At 64.9% G+C, this 21,144-nt stretch carries 17 protein-coding genes; 13 read left to right on the forward strand and 4 right to left on the reverse strand.

Translation table 11 applies throughout. The features are described from left to right. Nucleotides 1-247: 247 nt before the first annotated feature. Both ACYOEI_RS01660 and ACYOEI_RS01665 read right to left on the reverse strand, forming a co-directional pair. Entirely contained in the window at nucleotides 248-2,116 is a 1,869-nt protein-coding gene (locus ACYOEI_RS01660; protein WP_462847517.1) for a thiamine pyrophosphate-binding protein, read from the reverse strand. Nucleotides 2,117-2,371: 255 nt separating this feature from the next. After that, nucleotides 2,372-3,208 (reverse strand): sugar phosphate isomerase/epimerase family protein, encoded by an 837-nt coding sequence (locus tag ACYOEI_RS01665; RefSeq protein ID WP_462847518.1) that lies wholly within the window; start codon nucleotides 3,206-3,208, stop codon nucleotides 2,372-2,374. 215 nt (nucleotides 3,209-3,423) lie between these two features. Between ACYOEI_RS01665 and ACYOEI_RS01670 the strand changes: the two genes are divergently transcribed. The 3 genes from ACYOEI_RS01670 to ACYOEI_RS01680 all read left to right on the forward strand — a co-directional run bounded on the left by ACYOEI_RS01670 (nucleotide 3,424) and on the right by ACYOEI_RS01680 (nucleotide 6,812). Beyond that, entirely contained in the window at nucleotides 3,424-3,915 is a 492-nt protein-coding gene (locus ACYOEI_RS01670; RefSeq protein WP_462847519.1) for a 3-hydroxyacyl-ACP dehydratase FabZ family protein, read from the forward strand. Between the two features lie 273 nt (nucleotides 3,916-4,188). After that, nucleotides 4,189-4,881, forward strand: a complete 693-nt coding sequence (trmB, locus tag ACYOEI_RS01675; protein ID WP_462847520.1) for a tRNA (guanosine(46)-N7)-methyltransferase TrmB — start codon at nucleotides 4,189-4,191, stop codon at nucleotides 4,879-4,881. A gap of 14 nt (nucleotides 4,882-4,895) precedes the next feature. Next, nucleotides 4,896-6,812 carry a chloride channel protein gene (locus ACYOEI_RS01680; RefSeq protein WP_462847521.1) on the forward strand — a complete coding sequence of 639 codons (1,917 nt, stop codon included), beginning with the start codon at nucleotides 4,896-4,898 and terminating at the stop codon, nucleotides 6,810-6,812. A 25-nt stretch (nucleotides 6,813-6,837) separates the two neighbouring features. Here the strand turns inward: ACYOEI_RS01680 and ACYOEI_RS01685 are convergent, their stop codons facing one another. Next, nucleotides 6,838-8,439 carry an amidophosphoribosyltransferase gene (locus ACYOEI_RS01685; protein WP_462847522.1) on the reverse strand — a complete coding sequence of 534 codons (1,602 nt, stop codon included), beginning with the start codon at nucleotides 8,437-8,439 and terminating at the stop codon, nucleotides 6,838-6,840. A 332-nt stretch (nucleotides 8,440-8,771) separates the two neighbouring features. Here ACYOEI_RS01685 and proB point away from each other — a divergent pair, with 332 nt between their 5' ends. Beyond that, nucleotides 8,772-9,920 (forward strand): glutamate 5-kinase, encoded by a 1,149-nt coding sequence (proB, locus tag ACYOEI_RS01690; protein ID WP_462847523.1) that lies wholly within the window; start codon nucleotides 8,772-8,774, stop codon nucleotides 9,918-9,920. A 126-nt stretch (nucleotides 9,921-10,046) separates the two neighbouring features. Here proB and ACYOEI_RS01695 read toward each other — a convergent pair whose 3' ends face one another. After that, nucleotides 10,047-11,438: a hypothetical protein gene (locus tag ACYOEI_RS01695; RefSeq protein WP_462847524.1), complete on the reverse strand. Its 1,392-nt coding sequence runs from the start codon at nucleotides 11,436-11,438 to the stop codon at nucleotides 10,047-10,049. A gap of 313 nt (nucleotides 11,439-11,751) precedes the next feature. Between ACYOEI_RS01695 and ACYOEI_RS01700 the strand changes: the two genes are divergently transcribed. The 9 genes from ACYOEI_RS01700 to ACYOEI_RS01740 all read left to right on the forward strand — a co-directional run bounded on the left by ACYOEI_RS01700 (nucleotide 11,752) and on the right by ACYOEI_RS01740 (nucleotide 20,995). After that, on the forward strand, nucleotides 11,752-12,525 hold the full coding sequence (locus ACYOEI_RS01700) for a hypothetical protein (protein ID WP_462847525.1): 774 nt from the start codon (nucleotides 11,752-11,754) through the stop codon (nucleotides 12,523-12,525). Nucleotides 12,526-12,659: 134 nt separating this feature from the next. Further along, complete coding sequence (locus ACYOEI_RS01705) at nucleotides 12,660-13,466, forward strand: hypothetical protein (RefSeq protein WP_462847526.1); 807 nt, start codon at nucleotides 12,660-12,662, stop codon at nucleotides 13,464-13,466. Between the two features lie 457 nt (nucleotides 13,467-13,923). Continuing rightward, nucleotides 13,924-14,385 carry an NADH-quinone oxidoreductase subunit A gene (locus tag ACYOEI_RS01710; protein WP_462847527.1) on the forward strand — a complete coding sequence of 154 codons (462 nt, stop codon included), beginning with the start codon at nucleotides 13,924-13,926 and terminating at the stop codon, nucleotides 14,383-14,385. After that, nucleotides 14,376-15,089, forward strand: a complete 714-nt coding sequence (locus tag ACYOEI_RS01715) for an NADH-quinone oxidoreductase subunit B (protein ID WP_462847528.1) — start codon at nucleotides 14,376-14,378, stop codon at nucleotides 15,087-15,089. Before ACYOEI_RS01710 ends, ACYOEI_RS01715 begins: the two co-directional genes overlap by 10 nt. Before the next feature lie 56 nt (nucleotides 15,090-15,145). Next, entirely contained in the window at nucleotides 15,146-15,679 is a 534-nt protein-coding gene (locus ACYOEI_RS01720; RefSeq protein ID WP_462847530.1) for an NADH-quinone oxidoreductase subunit C, read from the forward strand. Between the two features lie 90 nt (nucleotides 15,680-15,769). After that, a complete protein-coding gene (gene nuoD, locus ACYOEI_RS01725) occupies nucleotides 15,770-16,990 on the forward strand; it encodes an NADH dehydrogenase (quinone) subunit D (protein WP_462847531.1) in 1,221 nt (406 codons plus the stop codon). A gap of 64 nt (nucleotides 16,991-17,054) precedes the next feature. Continuing rightward, nucleotides 17,055-17,573 (forward strand): NADH-quinone oxidoreductase subunit NuoE family protein, encoded by a 519-nt coding sequence (locus tag ACYOEI_RS01730; protein ID WP_462847532.1) that lies wholly within the window; start codon nucleotides 17,055-17,057, stop codon nucleotides 17,571-17,573. Nucleotides 17,574-17,697: 124 nt separating this feature from the next. Then, nucleotides 17,698-19,095, forward strand: a complete 1,398-nt coding sequence (gene nuoF, locus ACYOEI_RS01735; RefSeq protein WP_462847533.1) for an NADH-quinone oxidoreductase subunit NuoF — start codon at nucleotides 17,698-17,700, stop codon at nucleotides 19,093-19,095. Between the two features lie 127 nt (nucleotides 19,096-19,222). Further along, on the forward strand, nucleotides 19,223-20,995 hold the full coding sequence (locus ACYOEI_RS01740) for an NADH-quinone oxidoreductase subunit G (protein WP_462847534.1): 1,773 nt from the start codon (nucleotides 19,223-19,225) through the stop codon (nucleotides 20,993-20,995). Nucleotides 20,996-21,144 lie beyond the last annotated feature (149 nt).

Genomic DNA, 21,144 nt, shown 5'->3' on the forward strand with positions numbered 1-21,144 from the left:
TACGCTCCCCACCTTATTCCAGGAAGTCCAACCACCTTCCGATCGGTCCTTGGGTCCTCGCCAAAACTCCTCGCCGACCCAGCCTCTCGATCTCCCCGTAATGACATCGCCACGACCATTTTCAGATCGCACCGATGTTACAGGAGACGTTGTGTTTATCGGTCACTTGGTTCGGCAACTTTGACAATTGCTTGCCCTGACCCACCTAGTTCGCCAAAACTCCGCGAAACCCGCCATCTTCACGGTCTCAATCATTGTCATCGTCCCGATTCAACGAACGGACGCCCACTCTCGTCGCCATCCGTACCTTCTGCTCGGTCGAGAGGCGGCCGAGGTAGGTCGTCTTCAACGCATTCAGCCAGCGGATTTCTCGCCCCTCGTAGCTAATGACCACGCGGGTGAGCACCGGCCCGGGCATCGCCAGGGCTCGAGCGATCCCGCCGGGGACGTCGGGGTTCACGCAGACCTCGTTGTAGCCGAGGCCCACCCCCTGCGCGAACGCGGCGTAATCGATCCGGGCGATCTCGGTGGCGGTGGTCCGGCGATACACCGGTTCCTGGAGCATCTGCATGTAGTGGTAGCCGCCGTCATCGAACACGAAGAACTTGACGGGCAGGCCGGCGCGGGCGGCCGTCGAAAGCTCGATGGCGGACATCAAGAAACATCCGTCACCGGTCACCGCCACGACCTGGCGATCGGGACGGACCCGTTGCGCCCCGATCGCCGCCGGGAGCGCCCAACCCATGCTCTGGTTGTTCGCCGGGGTGAAGTACCGCCTCGGGCCCGGGACTTCGATCGCTTCGGACGCCCAGTGGGTCGACGCCGTCACATCCACGAAGAACAATTCCTCCGGCCCCAAAGCACATCGGAGCTGGACGAGGAAGAACATCGGGTCGACCCCGTGCGTGATCTTCGGGACCATGTTCTCCCGACGATCCACGGCCCTCGCATCGCTGATCTTGCGAACCAGCGGGTCGGATTTCGGTCGACAGACGGCCTGGGCATCGGCGAGCAGGCGGTCGAAGAAGACTCGAGAGTCGGCGTGCACCTTCACGCAGGTCGGAACGTTGCGTCCCAGGTTGTTCGGGTTCGCATCGACGTGGATCACCCGGCGCGGCGGGATCGCGTAGTTCGCGGTCGAGACTTCGCTGTAGCGGACTCCGACGGCCAGGACCAGGTCGACATCCTTGAAGACCTTCTCCGCCGCCCGAGTCCCTTGCTTGCCGTATCCCCAGCCGACGGCGAGAGGGTGGCCATCGGGGATGCACCCTTTGCCGCTGACCGAAGTCGCCACTGGCGCCTGGAGCATCTCGGCGGCCGCGACGAGTGCGGGACCCGCCTCGACGCAACCCAATCCGGCGTAGATCCCAACCCGGTATTTCCGATTCGCCAAGACGCCAAGCGCTTGTTGGTATGCGACCTCGTCGAAGGGGAGGGGAGGAGGGGGGGGCACCGGCTGGTTGTAGTCCCAGCTCTCGGTGAAGAACGGGAAGGGGATCACCACCGCGACCGGCCCCGGTTCGCCCGTCATCGCGATGCGATGGGCCTGATGGATCGCGCCGGGGATCTCGGCCTGGTGCCGGACCTCGATCACCGCCTTCGAGATCGGGCGGAGCAGCGCCACATTCGCGAGAGAATGGACCTGGCCGATCGGTGCCCCGTGAGACGTGTTCACGTCGGTGATGATCCCGACGATCGGCACACTGTCGAGGAGGGCCTCGCCGATGCCGGTCATCGCGTTCGTCAGGCCGGGCCCGGGGACGACGCTATAGACACCGACCTGACCGGTGACTCGAGCGGAGGCATCGGCCATCACGCTCGATGATGACTCGTTCGTAACGAGGAGGTAGGGGACTCGCCTGGCCTTCAAGGCATCCCAGAACTCATTGTTCTGGGCCCCGGGCACGCCGAAGACGCAGGGCACACCCTCGCAGCAGAGGGCTGCCGCCGCGGCCTGCGCCCCGGTCATTCGCCCCTGGACGCCCGGGCGTCGCACATACTTACCAACCTCGACGGGGCCGGCGCTGGCGGGGGAAGGGATGGAGGCCGAAGTGGCGACCGCACCCAACGCACCGAGGACGCCCAGCGCATCGCGCCGGTTCAGGTTCGGGATCACGATGTCGCCCCCTCCTTAGAGCTCGAGCCCGGATCGTCTCACTGTCTCGATCCGTTCGCCGCCCCTCGGCCTCCGATGCCGGTTCGGCTCTCGCCTTCATATCGGCACCGGCCGCGCCACCGCTTAGTCCGGCAGAAGCCCGCGCGAAGGGTTCGTCGAGCCCCTCCGTTGCAGCCCGCAAGGCCCGCAAGGCTTCACTCCGACAACCGGCAAAACCCCGATAATCCCGTCCCTCGAAAAGCCCGGCCGGGGCTCTCAGGCCGGGCCGATCCGGCACAATCGGTCGAGCAAATCCCTTCGGAGGCTCTCCGGATCCCTGCGGAGATATCTAATGCACTCCAACATGATCGGACCTTCATAACCAACCTCGTCCAGGCTGGCGGCCCAGGCATCCCAGTCGACGGTCCCGAGGCCCGGGGGATGATGGGTATCCTGTCGGCCGTCGTTGTCGTGGACGTGGGTCGTCTTGAGCCAACGCCCCGCGGCACGGGTCTCGGTCGCGGGATCGAGCGAGATCTGCGCATGACCCGTGTCGAGAGCCAGCGCGATCCGGTCGTGCCCGAGCTCGGCGACCAACCCCGCGAGCTCGGCCATCCGGCTGCCGGGGTAGACCCCTGGGGGCATGTTCTCGACGCAGACGATCACCTCGGAGCCCCGGGCATGTTCGCCGAGCGCCACCAGCCCACTCGCGAGTACGCCTCTTCGCTCCTCGGTATCCTCGGGGGCCGAGAGGCCGCCCGGATGGACGACGAGGCAGGTCCCACCCGCCTCGGACAGCCAGTCGATGCAGCTTTTGAGATCGTCCACGGACTCTCGACGAGTCCGCGAGTCTGGTCGGCCCAGGTCGACCCGACTTGCCCGGATCGTCTGGCCCCCCCAGCATCCGTGGGCGCTATGGATGGAAAACCCCGAGTCGGCGAGCCTCGAACGTAATGCGCGAGGGTCGGGTTCGGACTTCCACTCCGGGAAGATCTCGAGGACGGTCGCCCCGAAACGCCTCGCCAACCGCAGCTCAGCGTCGAGTTCGAGACCCTCGAAACCGTAGGCGATCATGGTGCCGAACGCTCGACCGATCACCGGTTGTATCCTCATGTCCGTGATGCTCTTGCGTCGTCTTGAGCGTGTAACCCCTTGTCGCCGGGGCGCGAGCAAGTCATGATAGCAAAAATCAGGCGCCGGCCTTGGGCTTCCCTCCGTGGATTGCAACGATCGCCGCGGCCTCGCCCTCGTGTTTTCTCGTTAATGACTCCCTGCGCCCGGGGAGTGCCGCGACGACTCTACCCGGTCCCCGGAAAGGACAGTTAGGAATGCCGCCCGTTGCCTTGGTCGATCCCGCGACCATTGATACTTCCCGAGTCCTCGTCGATAGGGAAGGGATCCGTCAGGGAAACCTGCAACGGTTCGAGATGGAGCAACTGACGGCGATCGTCGAGATCGATCCCACCCGACATCTTATCATCGGATACAAGGACGTCGATGAGTCCGAGTTCTGGGTCCGGGGCCACATGCCCGACTACCCGCTGATGCCCGGCGTGATCATCTGTGAGGCCGCGGCCCAACTCGCCAGCTATTATTGCCACGCCATCAAGCTCAACGAGAATGGCTTCATCGGGTTCGGCGGACTTGAAGCGGTGCGGTTTCGTGGGCAGGTCCGCCCGGGCGATCGGCTTGTCCTCGTCTCCCAGGCGACACGCGTCCATCGTCGTCAGACGATCTTCGAAACCCAGGGGTTCGTCGATCAGAACATGGTCTACCACGGTCGAATCATCGGCGTCCCCCTCACAAGCCGGGGAATGTAACCGCAACGTGCGAGCCGACCTCCCGATCAGCCAAGCTATCGAGGCTGAGGGCACAGTCACCACGAACGCGATGCCGGGCCAGAACCTGTGGGCTCGGGAGGACCTCCGCCGAAAGAATGGGGCTCACCCATCGGCGTTTCGAGGGATGGCTCGCCCCTGAGATCCGCTATTCCACTCGTCCGGTCTGGCGAGGCGCCGGGGCACCTCGCCACGTCGTTTTTTCGTTCCGGTTCCCCGCGCCCGCTCGGTCTCGAGTCGCCACGAGGTAAGCCCATGACCCAGGATTCGGGTCCCGATCAGGAATCCGCCCCGTTGCCCGAAGCAAGACCGCCGCGCCCGTCGGCCCCCGCCCGCCCCGGTATCGATGCCACCCCCTACACGTTCCTCCTCCAGGATTCCCCCATGCCGGTCTCCTGGCCGGATGTCTTCGGGAATGACCATCCCGTGGAGCTTGAGATCGGATCGGGAAAGGGGCTCTTTCTCGCAAATGCCGGGACGGCGATCCCTGGACACAACTTCTTCGGCATCGAGATCGCCAAGAAGTACGCCTGGAAGGCCGCGGAACGTGTCGCCAAGCAATCGCTGACCAACGTCAAGGTCCTGGCCGGCGACGCCCTCGTATTCATGGCCCGATACGTCCCCGATGCCAGCCTCCGAGCGGTCCACGTCTACTTTCCCGACCCCTGGTGGAAGAAGCGCCACAAGAAGCGTCGCGTCTTCGCGGACCCGCTGGTCAACGACATCGAGCGAACCCTGATCCCAGGCTGTGACCTCTGCGTCGTGACCGACGTCGAGGAGTACTTCGGCGTCATCCGCGAGCTCATGGCCTCGCGGACGAGCTTCGAGGACCTGCCGATCGAGGAACCGAAGGATCCGGAGCACGAGCTCGACTACCTGACGAACTTCGAACGCAAGTACCGGATCGAAGGCCGGCCGATCTACCGCGCCCACTACCGTCGGGCCTAATCCGAGGAGACCCGATGACAACGCCTCTCGGTCCAGGCCCGGGCGGACTTCGCCGCCAGATCGGGGAGTTCCTCAACCGGCTGGCCACGAGGTGGGCCACGCCCGGGACGGGACGGGTCGCCATTTGTAGTCCGCTCGTCGGAGTCGTCGCCGGCCTCGGGGCCGTGGCGTTTCTCCTCCTCCTGGACCTGGCGATCCGAGTGTTGCTCGGAGGCCTGATGCACTTCCACCTACCGCCGACGGGCGAAGGAGGTCCCCAGGTCATCACCTATCCGGGCCCCTGGTGGATGGTGCTGATCGTCCCGACCCTCGGCGGCCTCGTCTCGGGCCTGATCGTCTACACCTTCGCCCCCGAGGCGGAAGGGCATGGGACCGACGCGCTCATCCGGGCGGTCCATCGCGGTGGGGGCCGCATACGCACGAGGATCCCGATCATCAAGGCCGTGACTTCGATCCTCACCATTGGAAGCGGCGGCTCGGCCGGGCAGGAAGGTCCCATCGCCCAGATCGGGGCGGGGTTCGGCTCGGTCCTCGGCCGCCTCCTCCGCCTCTCGACCAGCGAACGCCGAGTGCTCTGCCTCGCAGGAGCCGCGGGAGGGATCGGTGCCATCTTCCGGGCTCCGCTCGGCGGAGCGCTCTTCGGCATCGAAGTCCTTTACTCAACCTCCGCCGTCGAGGCCGGGGCGCTCCTCCCCTGCCTGGCCAGTTCCATCGTCGCGTATACGACGTTCTCCCTGTTCATCAGCCCGAATCCGGTCTTCATCGTCCCCGACTTCGCCTTCCACGGATTGAAGGATCTCCCTCTGTTCACGGTCCTCGCCCTCGCGTGCTCGGGGGTCGGATGGCTCTACGTGCGGGTCTTCTACGGCCTCCGCGACCGAGTGTTCCACCCCCTCCCATTTCCGAACCAAATCAAACCGGCCATCGGCGGCCTCGCGGTAGGGTTCTTGGCCCTCGCCTTCCCCGAGTTGATGACCGGCGGCTACGGGTGGGTCCAATGGGGAGCGATCGGGCTCCCGCCGGGCCTCAACCCCGAAGGCATTTCTACGTTCACCCCGCCACAGCTCGGGATCACCTACCTGCTGCTACTGTCATTGCTAAAGATCGTCGCGACCGGGCTGACGATCAGTTCCGGCGGGAGCGGAGGCGTCTTCGGGCCCTCCGTTTTCATCGGGGGAATGTTGGGAGGAGCCTTCGGGCAGATCTTCAAATCCCTATTTCCCGCCTGGCCGATCGAACCCGCCGCGTTCGCCCTGGTCGGGATGGGCGGGTTCTTCGCGGGAGTGGCGAAGACGCCCCTCACCTCGATCGTGATGGTCTGCGAAATGACCGGCTCCTACAGCCTGCTCGTCCCCTTGATGCTGGCCTGCGGGATTAACCTCGGATTTTCCCGGCGCTGGAGCCTGTACGAGGAACAGGTGCCAAGCCCCGTCGACAGCCCCGCGCACCAGGGCGACTTCGTGATCGACGTCTTGGAACGCTTGTTCGTCGCACAAGTGCCCGTCCGGGTCGCAGGCCTTGAAGTGATCCCCCAAACGACTCTGTTCGAGGACGTCATCCGCAAGGTTGCGAATTCGTCGGAGTCGCTCTTCCCCGTCGTTGATGCCGCCGGGAAGCTCACCGGGATCTTCAGCCTGCGTGACGTGCGTCTTGCGTTGCTCGGATCCGACTGGGGTCCGCTCGTCATCGCGGCCGACCTCGCGAACCCTCGCGTGTTGACGGTCACCCCGCGCGACGACCTCCACACGGCCCTGCGCAGGTTGACCGAGCTGAACGTCGATCAGATCCCGGTCGTCTCACCGGAAGACCCCGCGCAACTGATCGGGCTCCTGGATCGGAAGGACGTGGTCGCCGCCTATTCGGAGACGATCCTATCCCTCCGCTCGGAGGAAGCGCCCTCGGGCGACACGCCCGCCAATCGACGCGCGTGACACCTCGCGGGATCGCCTCAAGCGGTCATCTCCCCGTCGGCGAGGCCTGGAGTTCGTAGGCGCGAACCCCACCCGAGCCGTTGGCGTGGTTGGATTCGTTGGCGTCGAGTTGGTAGAGACGCTGGCCGGTCGGGCTGGGGTAGGAGCCGGTGATGCACGCCCGGCAGAGATGGTCGGACGATAGCCCGACGGAGCGGGCGATCGACTCGACGGGTAGATACCGCAGGCTGTCGGCGCCAAGTTCCTTCGCCATCCTGGCCTGGGCCTCGATCGAGACCATGCCGTCTGGGCGGTCGACGAACCGGGCGGCGAAGAGCTCGGAGCGGCGGGACATGTCGATGCCGTAGAAACAGGGCGCGATGATCGGAGGACATGCGACGCGGAGATGGATCTCCCTCGCACCTCCTCGATCTCGGATCTCGTGGACGAGGGCACGCATCGTGGTCGACCGGACGATGCTGTCCTCGACGAGCAGCACACGCTTGCCCGACAGGACCTCGGGCAGCGGGGTGTACTTGAGCCGAGCCTTGGCCGCTCGGTCGGCGTTCCCTTCGATGAACGTCCGGCCGACGTAGCGATTCCGCATCAGACCTTCGACCGATCGGACGCCCAGGGAGAACGCCATCGCATCGGCGGCGGCCTTGGCGGTGTCAGGAACGGGCACGACGATCGTCTCGGCGTCTCGGGGGACGTCCTCGAGCCTCGCCAGCTCTTCGCCCAGGACGGCCCGGCTCAGGTACACCGACCGGTCGTCGAGCGTGCTCGCCACGTTGGCGAAATAGATCCATTCGAAGAAGCAATGGGCCCGACGCGTGGGCGGCGCAAACCGCTCGACCCGGACCCCCTGGGAGTTGGCGACGACCAGCGTCCCCGGTTCCAACGAGCGAACGTTCTTGAATCCCAGGTTGGCGAGGGGCACACTCTCGCTCGCGGCGGCGAAGAGCGGACCTTGCTCGGCGATACAGAGCGGGCGGAAGCCCTGGGGGTCCCGCGCGACGACGAGGTCCCCCTCGGCGGTGATCAAGACGATATTGTACGCCCCGTCAAGGCGGTCGGCGAGTCGGCTGAAGACCCCTCGCCAGTCGGTCGAACTCCCGGTTTCCCCCTGGAGCTCGTGGCTCAGCAGGTGCATCAGGATCTCGGTGTCGGTGTCTCGCTTGAGGTGGTAGTCCCCCTGCTCGAGAAGCTCCCGCTTGAGTTCCTGATAATTGGCGAGCTGTCCGTTGAACGCGAAGGCGAACCACTTCGCTTTCCGGCCGTGCTCACGCTCGAACGGTTGGGCGTAGCTGCGGTCGTCGCCCCCGCAGGTGGCGTAGCGGACGTGGCCGATGGCGGCCGGGCCGTCGCTTCCCTGCATGATGGCTTCGAACTTGTCCTTGTGGTTGAGCCGGAATGCCTCGGCGACGGTCCCGACCTCCTTGTGGGTCCGGATCAGTTCGTCGCGACCGGGGTGGAAGCTGCTCATCCCTGCGGCGAGCTGGCCCCGGTTCTGCATGTCGAGGAGCATTCGCGGGACCATCCGCGCGATGCTGTTGATGTCCCCTGAAATCGGGGCCAGCGAAGAAACAGGCTGGCCGAGAGCGTGGAAGACAGCCGCCACGCCGCACTCGTGGTTCAATTCGCCCATGAGCGTGATTTTGCCCCGTTGGCCAGTCCCCGCCCGGGTCGGGGAGGGGCACAACAAAAGGGTAGAGGAGACGCGGCCCTGCAAGACGCAACACAGAGTTGATCTAGGGCCAACCGCGCGTTGTGATTATAATGTCGACAGCCCCTACCGACAACCTTCATAACTCTCGGCACGCCCGGCGAACGACGCCGGGCGTGGGGAACCGGACGAGGATCTTCCGGCCCGGAATCGAGGGGCGATACCCCGGCGACGCGATCTCGACCCTCGGCCGGAGCCGACTCGGCGAACCCGTCCCGCGGTGAAATGAAGGGGCGGCGGCCGCGAGACCACCCATGGCCCTAGTGCGTGATTTGGTTCGAGACGACGTCGTCCTTTCGGCGAAAACCTGGGTCGTCAAGGTCGGGACCAGCGTCCTGACCGGCCCCGACGGCGTCCTCGACCCGGCCAGGATCGGTCACCTGGCCGAGCAGATCAGTGCCGTCATGCAAACCGGCCGGCGCGTGGCGCTCGTCAGCTCCGGCGCCGTCGGAGCCGGGATCGGCCAGCTCGGCCTCCCCCGACGCCCCGAAAACCTCCCCCAGCTCCAGGCCGCCGCGGCCGTCGGCCAGTCCTATCTGATCCGCGCCTACGACGAAGGACTCCGGAAACACGGACGACACGCCGCCCAGCTCCTCCTGACCCACGAAGACTTCGACAGCCGGCCGCGCTACCTCAACATGCGCAACACCCTCACGGCGCTCTTCGAATGGGACGCCGTGCCGATCATCAACGAGAACGACACCATCAGCGTCGACGAGATCAAGTTCGGCGACAACGACCGGCTCGCGGCGATGGTCACGAACCTGGTCCGGGCCCCCTTGCTCGTCATCCTCAGCGTCGTCGACGGCCTCTATCGCACCGACCCGGGATCGGGCGAAATCTCGGGCGAGGCTGTCCCGCTCGTCCCCGACCTCGACGAGCACGTCTTCGGACTGGCCGGCGACAGCAAGAGCAGCATGGGGACCGGCGGGATGCGCAGCAAGCTCCAGGCGGCCCGGCTCGTCACCCGCGCCGGCGGTTCCGTAATCATCGCCTCGGGGAAGAAGAATGAACCTTTGACTCGGATCCTGGCCGGCGAACCGGTCGGCACCCTGTTCCTCGCCAATGGCCAAACACAGGGCGCCCGCAAGCGCTGGATCGGCCTGACCGCTCGGCCGAAAGGCCACTACGTCGTCGACGCCGGCGCCCGACGCGCCCTGGAGTCAGGCACCCGTAGCCTGCTGGCGATCGGCATCGTCGAGGTCGTGGGCGAGTTCGACAAGGGAGACGTCGTCGGAATCCGCGACGCCGAAGGCCACGAATTCGCCCGAGGGCTCACCAACTACACGACCACCGAAGCCCGACAGGTCCGCGGCCTCCGCACCGAGCAGGCCCGCGAGACGCTCGGCCAGGCACTCTACGACGAGGTCGTCCATCGAGACAACCTCGTCCTCCTCGGCTGAGCTTGAGCAAAGCCATAAGATGGGGAGGATTCACCACAAAGACACAAAGAATGGCGAGAAAGAAATTCTAGGTTTCATTCTTCGTCTATTCTTCTTTGTGCCTTTGTGCTGAATCTTCCCTCATCTTCAAGGCATCGGGACGTTGGTGAACTCGAACCGGACCTCGGTCGCGGCCTTCGCCATCGTGTAGTAGCGGATCTCGGAAGGGGCCGCCTGATTGTGGGGGGCCAGGGTCAGGGTCATCCTCGACCCCTCGGCGTCGTTCGAGTGGTACCAGGGGATCGGGCGACCTTGCGCGTCAAGTACCTCGATCTGCTGCGGCTGGGCTTCTGTGCGATGCATCCCGGGCTCGACCTCGAATCCGGGAGGAGGATTAACCCCCGCCGGTGCATCCTGGCTCGCACGCAGCGAGATCTCGATGCTCGTCTGCCGCGTGGTCGGGTTCACCTTGATCTCCTGGACCCCCAGCGTGACCTCCTCGTTCCGGAACGACTTTCCCGCCGCATCGGTCAACGGGATCACGAGAGGCGACGCCTTACGGGTCGCCACGGTGACCGGGAGTGAGCCGCGAAGTCGTCGGATCGTCTTGCCCGGCTGTTCCGGTCGTCTCAAGGGCGCGTTCACATGCAGCGTCGAACCGGCCGTCATCCCGAAGAAACCTGAGTAACGCTGCGTCAGAGGTCCCCCCGAAGAGGCGACCATCAGCGACTGCCCGCGGTCGTCGACCGCCTCAAGGATCTTCAGGGCTCCGCTCTGGCTGATGGTGAGCCGGGGCTCGGCCGCGAATTGGATCTGGGCGAGGAAATCCTCGTTGACAGCGGGACCACCTCGCAACGGGCTCCCGACGGGATCCCCGATCGGCCCGATCCCGGCCCGGTTCGGGAAGACCGGCTGTGCCCCCATCCCGAACGTGAGATTCTTCTGATAGTTGAGGCTGATGAGGTTCGCTCGGAACGGGCCGCTATCATAGACCGGGCAGGAGGGGCGGCCGTTCCCAGGGAAGAGGGGGAAGACCGGCTCTCGAGAGTTAGGACTCCCTTGCATCCCGACGAAATTGTACTGGAGATGGCCCGCCTCGCACAGTCGGTCGAGGGCCTTCCAGAAGGGCAGGGGGCTTCGGTCCACCAGCGTGATCCGAGCGTCTCGAGACGCGGGGGCCGTCTCGGGATAGATTGCCAGTCGCATCCCGGATTGTTCGCCGATCGACTTCAAGACCTCGCTCAGTGGGCGATCCTGAAAGTTGAGGGCGATCATCGTCGGATGGGTCAGCAAGGCCCCCTCGATCTTCGCGATCAAGGCGGATGCCCGCGACCGGACTTCGGGGTCATTGACCTCCCGGGCCGATCGAAGAGCGGGCAGGGCACGCTTCCCGAGACCTTCCAAGGAAGACGCTGCGGCCTGCCGCTCGGCGTAGCGCGTCGCGCCCAGTTGGACGACGAGGCGCGAGGGGTCGGGCGAGGTCGGCGTCGGCGGGACCTGCCCAATCAGGATGACTAACGCGAGGCTCGCACCGAACATCACGAATTCCCCTGGGTGGCCCGTCCTTCGGCGAGGCAGTCCTCGAGTCGACGCCCACGAGTCAGGACGCGCGTCGACCCTCGTTGAGGTCCCACCATCATAGCCCATCCGCCCGCGAATTCCACCGCCTCAAGAGTGCAAGGAGGTTTCTCGACGCTTCCCTCGTCCCTTATCGAGGAGACGGACTGGACGGGAGCGTGGCTGCTCTGAAGGCGTTAACCGTTGCCCTCCAACGTCGAGATTTCCCCAGGGTCGTAGGATTCTGACCGAGCCCACCGAATCCGAGAGACGATCGCCAAAAAGGGTGAGTTAGATGAATGGTCGGATTTTCGTTGCGAGACGCGATGACCTCGACGCCTGGCAAGAACTCGGTCGGGCGGTCCAGGAGTGGGAGCCGACCCTCGAGCCCTACATTCTCCCTCCGCACGCCCAGCTCTTCGAGCCCGACGGGACCCTCTACGCGATCGCCCTGTCCGCCAATCACTCCGTCTCTCACAATCGTCGTGTCCGGTCGATCGGCCTCGGCGACATGATCGTCATCCCGAGAGGGCTGGCATTCGACGTCGAGCCCGAGGTCCGGATGCTCGGGATCCGACACGATGGGCCCCAACCGATCCACTTCCGGGAGCGTTTTATCCAGGTCTGGGGCTTCGAGCACGTCCCCATCCCTCGGACAGAGTCCGAAGCCTCCGTCAAGGGAAACATGGCGGAAGTCATCCCCACGTCCGACGTGAGGCACCGACTCATTTACGACGTCTGGAATTCCTCGGGGGGGTGCTCCGACACGTTCACCACGGAATTCAACGTCGTCCTCCTGATCGGCCTCACAGAGGAGACGCGGGTACTTCCGGCCGAGGGAGAGTCCACCGAACTTGCTCCCGGCGATTGCGTTGCGATCGGCCCAGGCCGGGGTTATCGCCTGGAAGGCCGCGGATCCCTGGCACGGGTCACGCTCTCGACGGAAATGGCACAGCAATCGCAAATACAAAAGTATCAGGCGACCGTCGACGCGTCGTTGAGCCCCGAGTATCGACCGGCGCCACCCCTCGAACCGGACGATCCCACCGAGTGTTCCGGGCAGAAATGATGTCGTAATCTGACGGACCGGCCTCGATATGCTAAGATACCAGATGGGCTTGGTATCCGGAGGGATTCAAACGACCCTTTCGCGAGCCGGCCGATGCGTTTGATCGACGGAGCCTCGTTTTCAAGGAGAGGCCAATGGCCGCGTCCCGCTCGACGTTCTCCCGGTCAGGCGTCCGGTTCTCGGCCCTGGCGACGATGATCTTCGGTCTAGGGCACGTGGCCTTGGGCCAGGATCACACGCCGGATCCCTACAAACCCTACAACGCCGCTTACGAATCCTTCGTTTACCCCGTGTATCCCACCGACGGGTATTACCCCAATCAGAGCGTCCTGAGCGGCCAGACCTCGATGAGCCGCGCCAACCAATTTCAGGACTTTCTCGACGACCTCGACGGGGCCGGGCGCTCCAGCCAGGGCGGGAGAAGACGAGGCGGGCTCGGCACTCCTTACTACGAAGCCTCTCGCGACGCCTATGATCCGAAGGCGGGTCGCGGCGGTAGCTCGAGTGCGGCACGTGACGACCAGTTCTATTCCGACCGGCAAGCCAGGCACGACAGCTACATCAATTACCTACGAGAACGCGACCCGAAAAAACGAGCCGAACTCTATCGCGAATTCACGCAAGGTTCGAGTCGACTCTCTCGCGAGTTGTCTAGTGTCCGAAACCGTCCCGAACCCCCCTTCGCGAAGAAATCGGCAACCAACCGTCCTTCGACCGAGTCCGGGGCATTGCGGTCCACCATGACCAAGCGAGGGGTGAATTCCAGGCTGCGAGGCTTGGACTCGCCCTCCGCGCGACGGGGGTCCGACTCCAAACGGGAATCCCCCACCGACATTTTGAAGCGAAGCAAAGAACTGGAGAGCAGACGAACGACCTCTCCCTCTCCTTCGGGTTTCAAGCCCCGCCCGACCGCTCCAACGTCGCTGACAGCCCCGCGTTGACCGCTGGCAGTTCCGAGCGCGGCCTCGCAGCAGCAGGGGAGATTGCGTCTCCTGGTTCATGCGAGGCCCGTCGGGATCTCTGCCATTCCCACCGAGGATCAGACAGGGTCCTCAGCCAAGTGGGCCGACGACGTTGTCGGTCCCCCCCCAACCATTCCTGAGAATGGTCGAACACCAGAGGTAACATCCCGGCCGTCAGGACGGAAACCCAACGGGTTTCGGACGCTACTGCGTTGACGGGCCGATTTCAGGGCTTACAATACGCTCCATGTCGAGAGCGTTCGACCGACGAGACACTCCCCCCTTGCGATTGCAATCTTGTCGCGTATGATCGAAGGCGTCTTCCGACGACGTCGTCCCGGCTTCATTGTAAGCTGGGATTTTTTTGGTCCGACTTTGTGAAACACTTCACAAAGATGGTCGCCGGCCCGAGGCGGGACAACGGGTCTCGCGAGCGATGGATACGGAATTCACACCGATTTTTCTCTTCATCCTGGTGGCGGTTTTCACCGCGATCAGCATGGTGGTTCTGAGCGCCATCCTCGGACCGAGGAAGACGACGGCGGTCAAGCAGATGCCGTACGAGTCGGGTATGGACCCGATCGGCGACGCCCGACAACGGTTCGACGTCCGGTACTACCTGATCGCGATCGTCTTCCTGCTCTTCGACGTCGAGCTCCTGTTCCTGTATCCTTGGGCCGTCGCCCAGTGGAGCCGAGAACAGCCGGTAACCGTGATCGTGCCGGCCGTCGCCGGGGCCCCGGCCACACCGGGGGCTGCGGCGGTCACCACCACGGTCCTCGCCGGGATCCCTGCCGACTTCCGAGGCGTGGTCTTCTTCGAAATCATGATCTTCGTCGTGATCCTGGTCGCGGCGTTCGCCTATGCCTGGCGCAAAGGGGTGTTCGAATGGCGATAGGACCGACCAAAGAGACCGGCGTCCCCACGACCTCTCCGCTGACCAAGGGCTCCATCCTCGAGGCCCAGCCCAAGGGCTCGGTCGAGGTCCCTCAGAACACGATCCTCACCACGATCGACTCGGTCGTGAGCTGGTGCCGTAAGTACAGCCTCTGGCCGATGCCGTTCGCGACCGCGTGCTGCGGGATCGAGCTGATGGCCGTCGGCGCCAGCCGATTCGACCTCGCCCGGTTCGGTGCCGAGGTCATGCGGTTCAGCCCAAGGCAGTGCGACCTCCTGATCGTCGCCGGCCGCGTGACCATGAAGATGATGCCCGTGCTCCAGCGCATCTGGCTCCAGATGCCCGAGCCCAAGTGGTCCATCAGCATGGGGGCCTGCGCCTCGACGGGCGGGATCTTCGACACCTACGCCGTGGTCCAAGGGGTCGACCGGTTCATCCCGATCGACGTCTATATCCCCGGCTGCCCCCCCAGGCCCGAGCAGATCCTCAGGGCGATCATCGACCTCCAGGAGAAGATCCAGCGCGGCGGGACGATGGCCGGCAACGTCGGCCTCCCCGAACTCCGCGAGCGGGAGCGGATGCTCGCCCAGAAGCGAGACCTGCCCCCCGGCTTCGCCCTCGCCACCGAACGCGGCGACGAAGACCGATTCGGTTATCGCCTCCCAGGCGGCCCCGGCTTGCTCGGGTCCGACGAGACCAAGTAACACCGCCAGGACCGGACCGTTCCCGCTTCGTACCGCGAGGGAGATCGTAGACCGAGATGAGTACCGCGAATCCGACGGATACCGGCTCTCACGCCGAAACCCTGACCACAATCCGGCGCGTCCTCGGCACCGAGTCCTTGACCACCGCGCGGTTCGAAGACAACCTTCGCGTCTACGTCCCGGCCGAACGACTCCTCGACGTGGCCCGGGCCTTGAAGACCGAACGCGGTTACGCTTTCCTCTCCGAAGTCGGCGGGGTCGATTATCTCGGCTACCCGGAGAAGAAAGCCAACCGCTTCGAGGTCCACTACGTCCTCCGCAACCTCGAGTCCGGCGAATGGGTCGTCCTGAAGGTCGGCCTCGATGACCCGGAACCGAAGCTCGACTCCGTCGTCTCGCTCTGGAAAGGGGCGGACTGGATGGAGCGAGAAGTGTTCGACATGTACGGGATCACGTTCGTGGGGCATCCCGACCTCCGCCGGATCCTGATGCCCCCGGAGTTTACCGCGTTCCCCCTGCGGAAAGACTATCCGCTCCGAGGACGCGGCGAGCGGCACAATTTCACCCGCATCATGCGAGGCGATTCGTAAGCTCCCATCCCTTCCAGTCGGCCCTCGGGCCGGCACCGAAGACGGACGAGCGTGGATCCTGGCGAACTCTTATCCGCAGGCGCGAGACCTATGCCGGCCAACTTGCTCGATGAACCCGAAGTTGGGGCCGAGTCCAAGCAGTTCACCTGGACCCTCAACTTCGGGCCGCAGCACCCCGCGACCCACACGACGCTGCGCCTGATCCTCGAGCTCGACGGGGAGCGGATCGTCAAGGCGACCCCCGACATCGGCTATCTCCACTCCGGGTTCGAGAAGCTCGGCGAGCACCTAAACTTCAACCAGTACGTGACGGTCGTCGACCGCAAGAACTACATCAGTCCCCCGATGAACGAGGTGGCCTGGCATAACGCCGTCGAGAAGCTCCTCGACATCGAGCTGACCAAGCGTTGCCAGTACATCCGCGTCATCATCGGCGAACTCTCCCGGATCAGCGACCACCTCCTCTGCACGGGGGCCGCCGCGCTCGACCTCGGGGCGTTCACCGCATTCCTGTTCGCCTTCAACCTCCGCGAGCAGATCTACGACGTCTATGAGGAGATGTCCGGGTATCGCTTCCACCCGGGCTTCACTCGCGTCGGAGGCGTCCTCTACGACTTCAACGACCGCGTCCTCGAGCGCATCAAGAGGGTCATGGAGAGCTTCCCCAAAGTCTATGCCGACATGGAGAAGCTCCTCTTCCGCAACCGGATCTTCCTCGACCGGACCCGCAACGTCGGCGTCCTCACCAAGGAAGACGCGATCAACTACTCGGCGACGGGGCCGATCGCTCGGGCGAGCGGCGTCACGAACGACCTCCGCAAGGACAAGCCTTACCTCGCTTACGCCGACTTCGACTTCGACGTCCCGTACATGACGGAAGGGGACTGCTTCGCTCGCTTCTTCGTCCGCATGGAAGAGATGCGGCAGAGCTACCGGATCCTCACCCAGGCCCTCGAGAACCTCCCAACAGGCCCGGTCAACGTCCCGATCGCCGACAAGTTCCCCCTGCCGGACAAGGGGACCGTCTACAACAGCATGGAAGGCTTGATCCAGCACTTCGAGCTGATCATGCCCAACCGTGGCTTCGAGACCCCCAAGAACGAGGTCTACGCTGCGATCGAGAGCCCCAACGGTGAGCTAGGTTATTACCTCGTCACCGACGGCAGCCAGACGGGTTGGCGGACCCGGACCCGGCCCCCTTCGTTCATCCACTTCCAGCTCTTCCCGCTCTTGATCAAAGACCACCTGATCGCCGACGTGGTGGCGATCCTGGGGAGCTTGAGCATCATCGCCGCCGAGCTGGATCGTTGAGTTGATCGGGACCTCGGTCGTTCCGCCAGGGCTTCAGACATTCGAGATTTGAGGAAACGGACTGATGGCCGCCGACGCGACATCCTCGACGCCGATGCTCTCCGACGCGATCCGGGAGAAGATCCGGGCCTATATCCCCCGGTACCCGAGCAAGCGGGCCGTGACCCTGCCCGCATTGCACATCGTTCATGAGCATCTCCGGTGCGTGCCGTACCAGGCCATGGCCGAGATCGCCGAGATCCTCGAGATCACGCCGGCCGAAGTCCACGACACGATGAGCTTCTACGGGTTCTTCCCGCAGGCGCCGATCGGCGATACCCGGGTCTGGATCTGCCGCTCGATCTCCTGCATGCTCACCGGCGGCGAGGAGGTCCTCGAGCTGGCCTGCAAGAAGTCCGGCATCCACCCGGGCCAGACCACGCCCGACGGCAAGCTGACCATCGAGTTCGCCGAATGCCTGGGGATCTGCGACTTCGCCCCAGCCGCGCTCGCCGACGACGGCCGGATCTTCGGCCCGCTCAACCCGGACAACGTCGACGCCATGCTCAACGAAGTGAAATCCGGCCCGAAGACCGGCGCCTGAGACAAAGACGCGGATCGTCGGATCGTCTCCCTCCGGTCGTCCCGAAAGCCGGGCCGAGGGCGACACCCAGGACCTCACCGAAGCGACAGAGAACCGTCCGAAACGATTGCAGGAGTCGAAGGCCGTGGCCCAATTCGAACCCGTTCTCACCCGCAATTGGGACGTGCCCGACAGCCACACGCTGAAGGTGTACGAGTCGCGCGGCGGCTATAAGGCGTCTCGCAAGGCCCTGACCGAGCTCGACCCGGACAAGGTCGTCCAAGTCGTCAAGGACTCCGAGCTCCGGGGCCGTGGCGGCGCCGGCTTCCCCTGCGGCCTGAAGTGGACCTTCCTTCCGAAAGATCGGAAGGAAACCCTCATGTGCATCAACGGGGACGAGAGCGAGCCGGCGACGTTCAATAACCGGATCCTGATGGAAAAGGATCCGCACCAGTTCATCGAAGGCATCCTGATCTCCTGCTTCGCCACCAAGGCCGCAACTGCCTACCTCTACCTCCGCTTCGAATACATCAACGCCTACCGGATCATGGAGGCGGCGATCGCCGAGGCGAGGGCGGCGGGCCACCTCGGGAAGAACATCTACGGGTCGGGCTTCGACCTCGAGATCTACCTCCACCGGGGTGCCGGGGCGTACATCTGCGGCGAGGAAACCGGGCTGATCGAGTCGCTCGAAGGGAAGCGAGGCTGGCCCAGGATCAAGCCGCCGTTCCCCGCGATCGAAGGGGCCTTCCGCAAGCCGACGGTCGTCAACAACATCGAGACCCTCTGCTGCGTCCCGCACATCATCGAGCGAGGCGCCGACTGGTTCAAGTCGATCGGCACGCCGAAGAGCTACGGGCCGAAGCTGTATTGCGTCTCGGGCCACGTCAACAAACAGGTCTGTGTCGAGCTCCCGCTGGGCGTGACGACCCGCGAGTTGATCGACGTCCACGCCGGCGGGATCTGGAAAGGCCGCAAGGCCAAGGCCGCCGTCCCGGGCGGGATCAGTATGGGCCTGCTGTCGGCCGACGAGCTCGACGTCCCCCTCGACTTCGAAAGCCTCCGCAAGCCGGGCTGTCTCGGGCTCGGGACCGCCGCGGTCACGGTGATGGACGACCAGACGAGCATGGTCGACTATCTCTACAACTGTGCCCGGTTCTTCGCCCACGAGAGCTGCGGCCAGTGCACCCCTTGCCGCGAGGGGACGGCCTGGATGTACAAGACGATCAAGCGGATCAAGGCCGGCGGCGGCCGGATCGAAGACCTCGACATCCTCCTCCAGATGGCCAACAACCTGGGGATCATCCCCGGGACCACGATCTGCGGGCTCGCCGACGGGGCCGCCTGGCCGATCAAGAACGCCCTGGCGAAGTTCCGACCGGAGTTCGAGGACTACATCAAGACGAATCAGTCGGCCTCCTACGAGGTCACCCCGCTCCAGTCGCGGATCGCCGAGGGCGTCACCGCCGTCTCGGGGAACTCGCCCTTGCTGCCGGTCCTGAATGGCCCGGCCGCCGTCCTGCGATCGCCGCACGCGGACTGAACCGAACCGAAGTGTCTCGGACCGACGAATTCACCGAGGTGACGTCACTGTAGGGCGTGGGATTTCACGCCGGACTTTCTCGCCGATTGGCGTGCGCGACACGCCCTACAAACGACTAAGGAAGCCGATGGCGACGATCATCATCAACGGCCTGGAACACGAGATCCCCGAGGGCGAGAAGCTCAACGCGATCCAGATGGCCTCGCGCGCCGGGGTCGACATCCCCTATTACTGCTGGCACCCCGCCCTGTCCGTGGTCGCCAACTGCCGGATGTGCGAGATCGAGGTCGGGAGCAAGGACCCGAAGACGGGCGAGATCAAGATGCTCCCGAAGCTCGTCCCCGGCTGCCAGACCCCGGCCAAGGACGCGACGGTGATCGTCACCGACAGCGCCAAGGTCAAGGAACATCAGCGGATGATCATGGAGTACCTCCTGATCAACCACCCGCTCGACTGCCCCGTCTGCGACCAGGCCGGCGAGTGCGGGCTCCAGGACTATAGCTACGAGTACGGCCAGGCCAACCACCGCTTCGTCGAAGAGCGGACCGTCAACCCACGCAAGGACGTCTCCGACGCGGTCCAGCTCAACCAGGACCGCTGCATCATGTGTACCCGCTGCGTCCGATTCACCCGCGAGATCACCCAGACGGGCGAACTCCAGGTGATGCGACGCGGCAATCATGCCGAGATCGACATCTTCCCCGGCCACCCGGTCGACAACCCCCTGGCCGGTAACGTCGTCGACCTCTGCCCGGTCGGTGCCCTCCTCGACAAGGACTTCCTCCACACCCAGCGGGTCTGGTTCCTCTCCAAGCACGACGGGATCTGCACCCGCTGCTCCACCGGTTGCAACGTCAATTCCGAGGAGAACCGCGGGGCGCTCTGGCGGTTCAAGCCCCGATACAACCCGCACGTCAACGACTACTGGATGTGCGACGAAGGTCGCTACGGGTACAAGTCGGCCAACGATCCGTCGCTCCTGAACGCGATGTACGTCCGCAAGAACGATGACCTCCAGCCGGCCCCGATGGATCAGGCCCTGAAGGCCGCCGCGGTGGGCCTCGAACGGATCGTCAACGCGAACGGCACCGTCGCCGGGCTCCTCTCCCCGTTCCTCACGGTGGAAGAGGCGTATCTGATCGCCTCGTACTTGAAGCACCTGAGCCCGACGAGCGTCCTCGCCCTCGGCCCCGTGCCGACCTCGGGCACCGACCAGACCTTCACGCCCGACCAGCACAAGGGACGCACCGGCGACACGAGCTTCGTCGTCCCCCGGCCGTTCACGATCCACGCCGAGAAGTGCCCGAACCGGAAGGGCGTTGAGGCGATCCTCGAGCACTTCCAGGGCGAAGTCATCTCCTACGACTCGTTCGCGACTCGCGCCGCCGCCGGTGAATTTCGGGGGGTCTTCGTCGCCTCCGACGCCATCGACCCGGCGTTCGGCGAGACCGACGTCCCCAAGCTCCGCAAGTCCGTCGAATTCCTCATCGTCCAGGATACTCACGTCACTCCGCTCGCCCAGGCGGCGGACGTGGTCCTGGCGGGGGCGACCTTCGCCGAGAAGGCGGGCTCCTACGTCAATGCCGACGGTCGGCTCCAGCACGCCGAGGCGGCCCTGCCGCCCCGAGACGGCTCGCTGCCCGACCTCGACCTGTTTGCCATCCTCCTCGGCCGCTCGCGAGGGCCGATCGCGTCCCGAGACGTCCTGGCCGAGCTGGCCGCAGCCATCCCCGCCTTCGCATCCGCGTCGGGCGGGACGCTGCCGGAATTCGGCGTGGCCCTGGAGAGCCCCGAGCCGGTCGGTGCCGGGGTCGGCTTCAGCGACCCCTGGTTGAAGCCGCGAGGCGCGAAAGGCGACCGGCCCGGCGAGAACAGCCCCAAGGGGGGCAAGGACGCCTGAGGACCGACGCCAACGAGTCGTCACCAGCGGTCTCGGAGAAGCGTGGTCGACACACCCTTCTCCGGACCGACTCGGGACCCCCGGCCTCGAATCACTTTGTCACGATCCCGGACGCCCCAGCCGCGGTTCCTTTGGCATCCTGAGGGAAG

The sequence above is a fragment of the Singulisphaera rosea genome (assembly GCF_054877945.1).